The following is a 13733-nucleotide window of genomic DNA, read 5'->3' on the forward strand; positions in this document are numbered from 1 at the left end:
ACGCGATTAATCGCGTCTCTCCACTCTTTCTGCTTTTTTGGTCATTTGTTAGTCTGGTTACTGACTATTGACTGTTGATTATTGTCTCCTGGGATCAGAGATTCAGCTGTAAGCTGTGGATTAAGTATATGAAGAAGACCAGCAGATGCACCGACCAATAATAAAATATAGGTCAGAACAAGAGGAATATATGTATTTTGTTTGTTGTCTGAATTATGATGAGTATTTTTAGAATCTTGACAGACAACATTGGTTATAAGGCTGTATGATAAAGCATTTCCATCCAGGCCTAAAGCATCTCCATAACGACGGATGAATCCTTGAAGAAAAATCGGCTCAGGCAATTCTTCAAATCGATCTTCTTCTAAAGCTTGCAAAATACCTGCTCGAATCATTGTTTGAGAGGCTATTTCTTCTATGCGGATAGATTTTTCTTGTCTTACTTGTCGCAAGCGTGTGGTTATTTCCTTTAGTTGCTCTAATTGAGCTTCATTTAAGAGCGTCACAGTCTTCTCCTCTATGGCCTAATTCTACTATTCATTGAGAAGACTTCAATTCGCATACGTAAATTTACTGAATATTTGATTTTAGGATAAATTTTTTTGATAATGGCTTAATCCTGCATTTTAAAATGCTAGCTCAACTAATTTTAAGTATAATTTATGTTCTTGTTTATACTTTAAATACAAAAGATTGGACGAGTAAATTAAGAAACCGTAGTTTTTAATATAAGTATGTCACCAACGGCTACTCTAGACTGAGATAATTGCAGCGATCGCTAATGTTTTGCTCAATAACGATTAGTCATCATTCTTGATTGTGCCAACTCCTTGGTTATTATTAAATGTGGCATTTGCTGCACCATAGATATTGACAAAAAATGTTTCATTGGGTTCAACTTTATTATCACCTCTGACGCCAATACTAATAACTTTGCTGGTTTCGCCATAGTCAAAAATAATTGTCCCCAGCCCAAAATTGTAATCCGAGTCAGATTCTTTGGCAGTACCATCACTCGTACTGTAATTTACAATCACCCGTTGATAAAATTCATTCGAGAGAGTGACGACAAAATTGGCATTAGTTATCATCCCTGTTGTGCCTTCTTTGACTAATACATCTGCAATGCTAATGGTGGAGGGATCATCATCATTTGTGATAGTAGCCACTCCCAGGCTATCAGTAATTGTGGTGTTTGTAGCACCGAAGAGATTAACAGAAAATGTCTCGTTGGTTTCAGCTTTGCTATCACCTATGACACCAATACCAAGAGTTTTGGTGGTTTCGCCAGGATTGAAAACGATTGTCCCGGAAGCAGCGTTGTAATCAGAGTCAGAAGTTTTCGCAGTGCCATCACTCGTGTTGTAATTTACAGTAACCTGCTGTAAACTCGGTGCGGAGAGAGTGACGATAAAGTTAGCATTAGTTGTTGTGCCTGTGTTACCTTCAGCAATTGAGACATCCGAGATACTGACAGTTGTTGGGTTGTCATCATCAATGATGGTAGCGATTCCTAAACTATCTGCGATCGCAGCGTTTGTCGCGCCTGAAAGATTGACAGAAAATGTCTCGTTGGCTTCACTTTGGTTATCGCCTATGACGCCAATGCTAATAACTTTGCTAGTTTCACCAGGAGCGAAAATAATCGTTCCTGAATCAGAGTTGTAATCAGAGTCAGCAATTTGAGCAGTGCCATCACTCGTGTTGTAATTTACAGTAACCTGCTGATAACTAGGATTGGAGAGACTAATAGTAAAGTTAGCATTACTTGTCGTGCCTATGTTACCTTCAGCAATTGAGACATCCGAGATAGTGATAGTTGGTTGGTTATCATCATTAATGATGGTAGCAATTCCTAAACTATCTGCGATCGCGGCATTTGTCGCACCCAAAAGATTGACAGAAAATGTCTCGTCAGTTTCAAATTTGTTATCGCCTACAACACCAATGCTAAGAGTTTTACTGATTTCGCCAGGATTGAAAGTAATCGTCCCAGAAGCCGGGTTGTAATCAGAGTCAGTAGCATCAGCAGTGCCATCAATCGTGTTGAAATTTACAGTAACTTGCTGATAACTAGGATTAGAAAGACTGATAGTAAAGTTAGCATTAGTTGTTGTACCCGTGTTCTCTTCAGTAACAGAGACATCCGAGATAGTGATAGTTGGTTGGCTGTCATCATCAATGATGGTATAAACCCCTAAACTATCTGCGATCGCGGCATTTGTCGCACCCAAAAGATTGACAGAAAAGGTCTCGTCAGTTTCAGATTTGTTATCACCAATAATGCCAATGCTAAGAGTTTTGCTAGTTTCGCCAGGATTGAAAGTAATTATCCCGGAAGCAGAGTTGTAATCAGAATCAGCAACTTGAGCAGTACCATCATTCGTGTTGTAATTTACCGTAACTTGCTGATAACTGGCATTGGAGAGAGTGACAATAAAGTTGGCATTAGTTGTTGTGCCTGTATTGCCTTCAGAAACTGAGACATCAGAGATGCTGATAGTTGGTTGATTATCATCGTTGATGATGGTAGCAACTCCTAAATTATCTGCGATCGCGGCATTTGTCGCACCCAAAAGATTGACAGAAAAGGTCTCGTCAGTTTCAGATTTGTTATCACCAATAATGCCAATGCTAAGAGTTTTGCTAGTTTCGCCAGGATTGAAAGTAATTATCCCGGAAGCAGAGTTGTAATCAGAATCAGCAACTTGAGCAGTACCATCATTCGTGTTGTAATTTACCGTAACCTGCTGATAACTAGGATTGGAGAGACTAATAGTAAAGTTAGCATTACTTGTCGTGCCTATGTTACCTTCAGCAATTGAGACATCCGAGATAGTGATAGTTGGTTGGTTATCATCATTAATGATGGTAGCAATTCCTAAACTATCTGCGATCGCGGCATTTGTCGCACCCAAAAGATTGACAGAAAATGTCTCATCAGTTTCAAATTTGTTATCGCCTACAACACCAATGCTAAGAGTTTTACTAGTTTCGCCAGGATTGAAAGTAATCGTCCCAAAAGCAGAGTTGTAATCAGAGTCAGCAGCATCAGCAGTGCCATCATTCGTGTTGTAATTTACACTAATCTGTTGAGAATTAGGATTAGAAAGACTGATAGTGAAATTAGCGTTAGCTGTTGCACCTGTGCTGCCTTCAATAACAGAGACATCTGAGATACTGATAGTTGGTTGGCTATCATCGTTGATGATGTTTACTGTAGCCGAACTGTTAGTAATTGTGGAATTTGGCGCTCCAGTTATGAGGCTGGGGTTACTTAGGATAACAGTAATGTCTTCATTGAGTTCAAGTGTATTGTCACCCAAAATATCGGCTGTAATTGTCTTTGTGGTTTCCCCAACAGCGAAGCTTAAAGTCCCAGATACAGCAGTTCCTCCACCCATCACTTGAATATTGTTATAGTCACTGCCAAAAATTGCTGCACCGCTAAAAGCGTAATCTATGGTACTAGCCACGCCAATACCACCACTGCGAGTAACCGTGAAGCTAACAGCTTCAGTACCACTATTACCTTCAGTTAAAGTTGAGGTGGGAGTGGAAATTGCATATTGAATCGCATCATTAGCAGCAATATTTAGAGTAGTTTCAGTTATTGTCCCCAAATCAGCCCCTGTTGGTGTACCGAAGTTGAGTACAACTGCTTCTGCATTCTCAGGTAAATCGTCTGGGTTAATAGTAAAAGTAATTAGCTGTGTTAAATTTGCGTCTGTTGCCCCAGCAGTAAAGGAGATGGTAGTGGGGGAAAAAGTGTAATCGTTGCCACTAGTCGCCGTACTACTATTTTTAACGACAATAGGAATTGTGACAGCGGTTTCAGGAGAGGCATCTAAGGTAACAGAAATAGTTACTGTAGTGGCGGTACTATCTTCTGTTGTATTGTACGTAGCAGCACCAAAGCTGACTTTTGGAAGTACATATTCAAATGCTCCAATGTCAATTCTGCTGCTTTCAATACGGTTAAAATCTGTGCCGCGTTGGTCGGTAGTTAAGCCACCATTGTAAGCCGGATCTCCAGCATTCCTGGCAGGACTGTTAAAGTATAGAGCGTGAGTTTGTGTCGAACCACCGTAATCTCCTAGCGCTTGGAGTCCGGGGTTGGGGTTAATAATATCTGTACCCGTACCCAAAGTCCCCGATATTTTACCAGCAATTTTGCCAATCAGGTTGTAAGCATTACCATTGAAGTTGCTACCATAGACATCGGGTGCATCATCACCTAAATCAATATTGCCAGCAATGATGCTATTGCTGATGCTCCAAGTACCAGCAGATCTATAAATGCCGCCACCATTACCTGTGTTATTGTTATCGCTATCAGCGGTGTTGCCAAATATAGTGCTATTACTTACGGTGCCACCGCCAGAATAGATACCGCCACCGTTGACTTTTGCGGTGTTACTGGAAACAGTGCTATTACTAAGTGTGGTAGTGGTGCTGTAGATGCCGCCGCCATTAGTGTTCGCTGTATTACCAGAAATAGTGCTATTACTAGCTGTGACACTACTACTGCTGTAAATGCCGCCGCCGCTAGTGTTCGCTGTGTTGCCAGAAATAGTGCTATTAATAGCTGTGACACTACTACTGCTGTAGATGCCTGCTCCAAGGTTCGCTATGTTGCCAGAAAAATTACTATTGCTGACTGTGACACCACTAGTGCTGTAGATGCCGCCACCGTTACTACTGCCTGCATTTCCCCCAGTTATCTTCAATCCATCAATTGATAGGGAGGCACTGGCATTAAAAATACGGGAAGTATTGTTACCACTGATGGTGAGTTTATACGCCCCAGTTCCTTGAATGATCACTCCTTCAGTGATATTCAATTCCCCAGAAGTGAGGGTAATGGTGTCGGGGGTAGCATCACCGAATATCCCAGTCGGATCAAAGATAATTGTCTCAATCCCTGGATCATTATTGGCATTGATAAGAGCTTGCCTTAACGAGCCAGTACCACTGTCATTGATGTTAGTTACTATGTAAGTGGTGTTATCTACTTTGATAGATACATCGTCAATGGCTAAACCATGATCGTTGCCTCCATCATCTATATCTTCCCAACGCAATATAATCTCTTCACCGTTAGCTATTGGGGTCGCTAAATTAAATATTACAGGCGTTATAACAACTCGATTGGCAATTTGATTACCATTCAGGAGACCTGCGGTTGCAGTTGCAATTGGCCCGGTGAAATCTAGCGAGGTGACAGGCGTCCATGTTCCTGTTGTTAAACTTGTGACAGTTGACCCAGTTTGATAACTGAATTTCAACTGTTGCTGCGATGTATTACCACCATTACGCCATTGTTCACCGGTGTAACTTACTTGCAACTTAGTAATTGCTGAACCTGTGTTGTTTTGGAGGCGCAACCCATAATAAATAGTTCCTGTAGTCCCAGAAGCTAGAGAACCAAGTGCCCGATCTGGGTTATTAGAGCTACCAAAACTGTACAAGCCACCTGTGTTATTACTGCCAGTACCAGGGCTGTAAGTTGTTCTCGTAGAATACCAGCCCGAAATAGTTGAATCATTAACCCAAGCCGGTGTTCCGGAAAAAGCTAATGAGTTAAAGTTTTGAGTGTATGTGCCAGTGAAACTAGCTGGCAAAATCGATTGGTAAGCCTGTATTACTTCAGGTTGAAATGCCAGGGAAGCCTCAATTTTTCCTGTCTTCACTTCTAAATTCCAGTCGCCACCTAAAGCTGCACTTCCGGTTTTGTCAGTGGAAGCGGCAACATCTGCTCCAGTAATTTGGCTAATCTGCTGTACAAATTTTATGCCTTCACCACTGGCTACATCACAGCCATAAAGTAGGATGTCAGCTTTTTCAGTTAAAGCACTTGCCCACTTTTGTAACTGATTTTTGTAGCTATCCAGATTGCTAAGGTTGAAGTTGATTGACCCTAGTTGCAAACTTCCCAGACTTCCGTGGGAAACAATGTGAATTGATTGAACTGAATTGGTTTCACGTTTTGTTAGAAACTCGGTGATTTGTGCTAACCCGTCTCTATTGGCATCAAGAATAACAACTTCACTGCCGAGTGTGATCCCAGCCACTAAGCTTTGGTAATCTATAACTTTTGGCTCTAGAAAAACAAGATTTGTGCTGGCTTCTAGTAATTTTATAGTAGACTTATTTCTAGTTTTAAGTTGATGATTCTCTGGCAGTTTTATCATAATTATTATCCTTAAATATAATTTATTAGCTTTAGCTTAGTAATATTTATCGTGCATAGCAAAACAGAAAGTGAACGACTCAGCATCCGCTTCCATTCCCAAATTAAATCGGTAATTAAACCTTTTATCTAATGAGATAAAACCCCAATATTTTTAGTTGTTATATAAGCAAGCACGCCTTGAATAAAGTTAGCTGTTTTTTAGTCACAGCTTTTGTTTATAGCAATTTATACTAAGTCTAATGACAAGACAACTGCATTTCCACTTAAATAACAATAGGTAGATTGACTGAAATTTGAGTATATCTAGCTTTATTAACAGTTCTGGTACTACTAATCCTTTTTGGATAGCTAAAACTGTGGTCTAAGTGCGATCGCGTACTTCTGGTTTCGCACAAGTATGGTATTGGCAGAAACCCGAACTGTTCCAGGAACCTTGATGAAAAGACCTATAAATTTTGCTTGATTACCTTCATCAACCGGGGTAACTTAGATACTTCATCTAACATAAAATTTCGTCTATGCGCCTGACTTCACTGGATGTTTTTCGCGGCATTACCATCGCTGGAATGATTCTCGTCAATATGGCAGGTGTCGCAGATGATGTATATCCTCCTTTAGCCCACGCCGAATGGCATGGCTGCACACCAACGGATTTGGTATTTCCCTTCTTTCTCTTCATTGTCGGTGTAGCAATGACTTTCTCGCTGTCAAAATACACCGAAGGCAATAAACCAACCTCAGCTGTTTACTGGCGCATCTTGCGTCGCGCCACCATTCTCTTTGCCTTCGGCTTGCTACTAAATGGCTTTTGGAATCAGGGTATTTGGACTTTTGATTTGAATAGTATCCGCATTATGGGAGTGTTGCAGCGCATCAGCCTTACCTATCTGCTGGCTTCCCTAGCTGTTCTCAACCTTCCGCGCAAAGGTCAATGGATACTAGCAGCAGTGCTACTCATTGGCTACTGGCTAACGATGATGTATGTAGCAGTGCCAGAATATGGTGCGGGAGTTTTGACGCGAGAAGGTAATTTCGGCGCTTATGTTGACCGCCTGATTATTCCCAAAGCACATTTATACAAGGGTGATGGTTTCAACTTTATGGGAGATCCAGAAGGACTTTTCAGTACTATTCCGGCGATAGTAAGTGTCCTCGCTGGCTACTTCACTGGTCAATGGATACGCAGTCAACCTGTACAGTCTCGCACAAGTATCGGTTTAGGATTATTTGGAGTCGGTTGCTTAATTATCGGTTGGGCATGGGGGTGGACATTCCCAATTAACAAAAAGCTGTGGACAAGTTCTTATGTAGTATTTACAACAGGTTGGGCGTTATTATTACTAGCAGCTTGTTATGAACTTATCGAAGTACGGCTGATGCGTCGCTGGAGTAAACCTTTTGAAATTATGGGCTTAAATGCGATCGCTCTTTTCGTTGCATCGGTTTTATTAATTAAAATTTTAGTCAAAACTACTATTGGCACTGGCAAAGACGCTCCCAGTACCTACAATTGGATTTACCAGAATTTTTTCGCATCTTGGGCGGGTGTGCTGAATGGTTCCCTGTTATTTGCCTTAGTCACCGTGTTGTTGTGGTGGGCTGTTGGTTTTCTGATGTATCGGCAACGCTGGTTTCTGAAAGTGTAAAAAAGATTTTTGTTATTATTTACGTTTTAGTGTTTTCAATGTTACAACAGGTGTTAAGTGATAGATTGTAACACTTTAGGAACAAAGGCAATCGCAACTTTATCAATATTATTAGCGCGTTAATCTGCGCTTTCTTTAGCGAACTAACTTAAGTCCTGATATTGTTTCTAACGCCAGAAGCGTCTACAGACTTATCTGTGCGTTTAAAATTCTTATTTCTTCTAATTCACTAAATTAATCCATAAAAAAATTGTGAGGTAATGGATGCGTCGCATGAAATTTTGGGTATTTTTGCCAATTGTCTTAATATTCGGCTGCTCAGATCAACTGTTTCAATCTAACCCGTCTGTAGCCAACTCTAACCCAGCAGTAGTTGAACAAACCAGTCCAACTTTATTAGCAAAAGCGAGTTACCTTTCACCGTTGGAACAACAGGTAATTGTTGAAACAAATAAGGTAAGAACAAATCCTAAAGCATACCTACCCATTCTGGAAAACTATAGAAAGCGCTTTGAGGGGAACCGAGTCAAAATTTATAATAATACTTATTTGCGAACTCAAGAAGGAGTCAAAGCAGTTGATGAAGCGATCGCATTTCTCAAATCAGCACGTCCTATAGGAGTCTTGAGTGCATCTAAAGGTATGTCTTTAGGAGCAAAAGACCACGTAAAAGACCAAGGCCCAAAAGGTGCTATAGGTCATGATGGTAGCGATGGTAGCAACCCATTTACTCGCATCAACCGCTATGGTAAATGGCAAACAACCGCAGGTGAAAATATCAGTTATGGGCCAAATACGGCTCAAGATATTGTTATGCAGTTAATTATTGATGATGGTGTGCGCGATCGCGGCCATCGAAAAAACATTTTTAACGGCGCTTTTAAAGTTTCTGGTGTTGCTTATGGAACTCACAAATCATATAGAACAATCTGTGTGATTGACTACGCTGGGGGGTATAGGGAAAAATAATTTGCGATCGGCAATAGAGAGGATTCTACCTGGCGATTAGAAATTGCGGTTACACAAACCAAGTTCACCTGCCAAAGAATTGGAAACCCGCCTAAGCGGGTTTCGTCTGTGTAGACGCGATTTCTAACTACCCATTTAGCTATTCCTCGGCAAACCAAGCACCATGAAACCCATAAGGCACTCGCTGAGGAATTATCACCCGCGCTACAGGTTCAGCCATCACATCTTGAGCATTCAGCACTACTAATTCTGAAGTGTTTGAATTCTCATCATGGACGAAAGTCATCAGCCAACCATCATCCTCAGCCGTTGCACCAGGACGCGGCGCAAATACAGTTTCACCGCTATAGCGTCCCTGCCCAAATTCATGTGTTTGGGATTTTCCATTGCTGAAGTCGTATTTGATGATAGCTTCAAATAAAGGTACGGGAGTGTTTGCCGCTTTGTTAGTGTAGCCATATCGGTTTTGTCGCCCCAATCGGTTTTCGTTGACGCGGGGAAATTCCGAGGCGACATCATCCAACATCTCTTCACGCACTGAACCGGTGTTGAGGTTAAATCGCCAGCGATGCAAACGGGGAATATTTGCGTTTGGATCGGGTTGCGAATCATCAGAACTCAAAACATTTGTAGAACTCATGCGGCAGGCAATTAGCACTACTTCGTCTCCCTCTTCGTAAGCGTTGAGGGTATGGAAGACGTAGCAAGCAGGACTTTCAAACCAGCGGATATTACTGTTGTCACCGTGACGTGGTAGAATCCCGAAACGACTGGGGCGATCGCGCTCAAACATCATTACAGGTTCTCCCCGCTGCGATCGCTCAAGGTTAAAAGTCAGGGGCAAATCCATGAAAATCGTGTAGTTTTCAGTGATGGCAAAATCGTGCATCATCACGCCTATTGGCAGTTCAATTGGCACTGTCCGCAACAGTTCGCCTTGTGCTGAGACGACACTATATTGCAGATACGGTGGCGCAAACAAAGAGTAGCCAAAGAAGATCATTTCCCCTGTAACGGGGTCTACCTTGGGATGGGCTGTGAAGGCAGAAACCAGCTTGCCATTGTAGCTATACTCACCAATAGTTTCTAATTCAGGCAGCTTGATGGCGTGAGGTTTACCTCCCTCGTTCAGCGCCAACATCTGACCAGCGTGCCACACTAAAGCAGTATTGGCAGTATTTTTGTAGCGGCCGTGGGGGTTATCCATTTGTGGTGGTTCTAACAACCCAGTCCAGATAGCTTTACCTGCTTCTCGTTCTTTTTTCCATCCGGCTGTCTGGACGTAGCGGTTACGATAAGTTGCTATGCCGTTGCTAATTTGCACACCATGCAACATCCCGTCCCCGTCAAACCAATGATATTGACCGATAGGCGTCCATTGAGGGTTAGGGCCATTCCGCACAAACATCCCTGATAGATCAAGGGGTAATTCACCGATGACTGGTAATTGGTCGGTGGTGATTTCTTTATGGACTGGAGCAAAATTGCCATCGAGATAGGGATTGACTGCTATTGTTACCATTGTCTTGATTTCAGCGTACATTCGTACTATACATTCTGGTTTGTTATCATGCCCACATGGAAATTTTGAGGGCCTTGTAGAATTTTTACAAGTCCCTAAATTGATTTGCTCCAACCGATAACGAAAGATACTCAATCCTCAGCTTTTGTTGAATATACAGCAGTGCTACCATTCAATGACGCAGCTTCTACTGATATTTCTTGATGCCGATTTGGTTTGATAAATCTCTCTGTTGTCGTCTTAATTACGATATACAAAATTGGCACTACAAACAAACTTAAGAAAGTAGCGATTAACATTCCACCAAAAACTGCCGTTCCCAAAGATTGCCGACTTCCTGCACCAGCACCCGTGGCAGTAGCTAAGGGGAAAATCCCCAAGAGTGTAGAAAAAGCAGTCATCAAAATTGGGCGTAACCGCTCTTGTGAAGCCTCAATTACTGCTTTGGTCATCGAAAGCCCTTGGTCTCGTAATTGGTTAGCAAATTCCACAATCAAAATCGCGTTCTTACTAGCTAAACCGATCAACATTACTAGACCAATTTGACAGTAAACATCATTCGCAAAACCCCGCATTGATTGAGCAATAAGCGCTCCAAAGATAGCTAAGGGAACTGATAACAGAATGATAAACGGGTCAACATAGTTCTCGTATTGAGCGGCTAGTACCAAAAACACAAAGATTATTCCTAATCCAAAAATCAGGGGTGCTAAACCACCAGAATCGATTTCTTCTAATGCAGTCCCTGACCATTCATAACCATAACCTGCTGGTAAAACTTCTTTAGCAACTTTTTCCATTGCTTTAATTGCGTCTCCAGAACTAGAGCCAGGGGCAGCGGCACCATTAATTTCAATTGAGCGGAATAGATTGTAGTGATTTATCGTTTGCGCCCCCACAGTGGGAGTAACTGTGACTAAGTTACTCAAAGGAATCATTTGATTCTTTTGAGAACGAACATATAGTTTACCAATATCTTTTGGGTTGGAACGAAACTGTTGATCTGCTTGGATATACACCCGATAATTGCGCTGCTGGAGATTGAAATCATTAACATATTGAGATCCCAAAGCAGTTTGTAATGTACTGAAGACATCATCTATGGAAACTTGCAATGATTTAGCTTTATTGCGGTCTACTTCCACAAGCAATTGTGGTGTATCTGCGGCAAAGGTGCTAAATACAGCTTGTAATCCTGGTGTTTGATTAGCTTTACCCAGCAATTGACCCATCGACTGGACTAGATTTGCTAAACCACTGTTACCTCTGCGGTCTTGCAGTTGAAATACAAAGCCGCCAAAGTTGCCTAAACCCTGAATTGGTGGCGGATTCACAGGAAAAACTCTGGCCTCTGGAATTGCCAATAACTTCCCTTGCAAGCTGCCAATAATCGCCTGTACTGATTGATTGGGTTTTGAGCGCTCGTCCCAAGATTTTAAAGTTGTAAATATGATGCCGCTGTTAGCTGTGCTACCACTAAAACCAAATCCACCGATCGCAAAAGTCCCCAGGACTTCTGGAATTTGCAGAATTTCTTTTTCTACCTTTGCAATCACATCGCTGGTATATTGCAGCGAAACTCCTTGCGGCCCTTGGATAATTGTGATGAAGTAGCCTTCGTCTTCGTCTGGGAGAAAGGCTGTTGGTACTGTGGTGTACAGCCAAGCAGTCATTCCCAAGGAGACGATAAACAACCCAATCACAATACCTTTGATGCGTGTTAGAAAGGTAAGCGATCGCTTATAACCATTCTGTACCCAGTCAAGAAACCGATTAATCTGGTCAAAAATCCAACCCAGCCAGCCTGAAGGTTTTTGTCCTTGACGCAGCAGCAGCGCACATAAAGAAGGCGTTAGGGTCAAAGCCAAAAAAGTTGAAATCGCAATGGAGAAAGCGATCGTCAGCGCAAATTGTCGATAAAGTGCGCCTGTGGTTCCCGGAAAAAACGCCACTGGCACAAACACTGCCATCAATACTAGTGAAGTGGCAATAACTGCGCCAAACAGTTCCGCCATTGATTCACTAGCGGCTCGGCGAGGACTAATTCCTTTATCCTGAATAAAACGGCTGATTTGCTCTACCACCACGATCGCATCGTCTACTACCATCCCCGATGCTAAAGTTAGACCAAATAAAGTCAAACTATTGATGGAAAAGTTAAAAACTTTGACGAAGGCAAACGTTCCAATTAAGGAAAGCGGAATGGTCAGTGCAGGAATTAAAGTGGTTCGCCAGTCTTGTAAAAACACAAAAATTACAATTACAACCAACACCACGGCTTCAATCAGAGTCTTGACTACTTCTGCCAAGGACTCTTCTACAAAGGATGTTGTGTCAAAAGCTACCTGATATTTCATTCCTGGCGGAAAACTCGGTGCCAATCGCACCAGTTCAGCTTTGACTCCCTTGGCTACTTCCAAGGCATTACTGCCAGGAACCTGATAAATCCCTAAACCGACAGCATCATTGCCCCGAAATCGCAGAAATGAACTGTAGTTTTCTGCGCCTAGTTCTGCTCTACCTATATCTTTGAGCTTAACTAACGTACCATCATCTTGAGTTTTCAGGACAATTTCTTCAAATTCTGATGGTTCTGTTAATCGGCTGACAGCACGCACATCCAGTTGATATCTTTGTCCTTCAGGAGCCGGTTCTTGTCCAATTCTCCCTGCACCAACTTGCAAGTTTTGTTCGGATAGGGCATTTGCTACATCCTTAGTCGTTAGTCCCCGACTGGCAAGCCGACTCGGATCTAACCACAAACGCATTGCGTAGCGACGTTCGCCAAAAACTTGGGCGTTGCTCACGCCCTTGACTCTTTTTAAGGCATCTGCTAGGTAAAGGTCGGCATAGTTGCTTAAAAATATGTTGTCGTACTCTTTATTTTCAGCGTATAAACCAATTGCCAAGAGAATGTTGCTAGACTCTTTTGATACCCGAACTCCCGTGCGTTGCACACTCTCTGGTAGTTGTGGTTGGGCAACAGAAACACGGTTTTGCACATCCACAGCCGCAATATCTTTATCCCGTGATGAATCAAAGGTGGCTGTAATGGTACTTGTACCATCGTTACTGCTGCTAGAAGTCAGATATCTTAGTCCCTCAACCCCGTTGATTTGCCTTTCTAAGATATTTGTCACACCGCTTTCTACGACTTCTGCACTAGCTCCGCTATAGTTGGAAGTTACACTAATTTGAGTGGGACTAATTTCTGGGAATCTAGCGATCGGTAGTGTGGGAATACTGATTAATCCGATTAAAAGGATGACGATCGCACATACCGACGCAAAAATTGGCCGCTTAATAAAGAAGTCAACAAACATAGTTTAAAAATTGGGCTTTGGGTATTTGGTATTTGGCATGAGGCATTGGCATTGGTTATTTCCCCCCTGCTTATCTG

Annotated in this window: 6 protein-coding genes; 2 read left to right on the forward strand and 4 right to left on the reverse strand. The window is 42.2% G+C overall.

Annotation, left to right across the window (positions count from 1 at the left end):
- Positions 1-41 precede the first annotated feature (41 nt).
- Together HWQ43_RS21880 and HWQ43_RS21885 are read right to left on the reverse strand one after the other, a co-directional pair.
- The gene (locus tag HWQ43_RS21880; RefSeq protein ID WP_292738003.1) at positions 42-506 is read right to left on the reverse strand and encodes a helix-turn-helix domain-containing protein; all 465 of its coding nucleotides are present in this window, start codon (positions 504-506) and stop codon (positions 42-44) included.
- Between the two features lie 294 nt (positions 507-800).
- Positions 801-6194, reverse strand: a complete 5394-nt coding sequence (locus HWQ43_RS21885; RefSeq protein ID WP_292738005.1) for a Calx-beta domain-containing protein — start codon at positions 6192-6194, stop codon at positions 801-803.
- 520 nt (positions 6195-6714) lie between these two features.
- Here HWQ43_RS21885 and HWQ43_RS21890 point away from each other — a divergent pair.
- Together HWQ43_RS21890 and HWQ43_RS21895 are read left to right on the forward strand one after the other, a co-directional pair.
- Complete coding sequence (locus tag HWQ43_RS21890; protein ID WP_292738006.1) at positions 6715-7842, forward strand: acyltransferase family protein; 1128 nt, start codon at positions 6715-6717, stop codon at positions 7840-7842.
- A gap of 264 nt (positions 7843-8106) precedes the next feature.
- Positions 8107-8811 carry a CAP domain-containing protein gene (locus HWQ43_RS21895; protein ID WP_292738008.1) on the forward strand — a complete coding sequence of 235 codons (705 nt, stop codon included), beginning with the start codon at positions 8107-8109 and terminating at the stop codon, positions 8809-8811.
- 139 nt (positions 8812-8950) lie between these two features.
- On the opposite strand, the gene HWQ43_RS21900 is transcribed toward HWQ43_RS21895, so the two are convergent.
- Positions 8951-10333: a carotenoid oxygenase family protein gene (locus HWQ43_RS21900; RefSeq protein WP_292738010.1), complete on the reverse strand. Its 1383-nt coding sequence runs from the start codon at positions 10331-10333 to the stop codon at positions 8951-8953.
- Between the two features lie 131 nt (positions 10334-10464).
- Positions 10465-13656 carry an efflux RND transporter permease subunit gene (locus tag HWQ43_RS21905; protein ID WP_292738012.1) on the reverse strand — a complete coding sequence of 1064 codons (3192 nt, stop codon included), beginning with the start codon at positions 13654-13656 and terminating at the stop codon, positions 10465-10467.
- Between the last annotated feature and the right edge of the window lie 77 nt (positions 13657-13733).

Source organism: Nostoc sp. JL31 (genome assembly GCF_017114965.1).
Taxonomy (GTDB): Bacteria; Cyanobacteriota; Cyanobacteriia; order Cyanobacteriales; family Nostocaceae; genus Nostoc; species Nostoc punctiforme_A.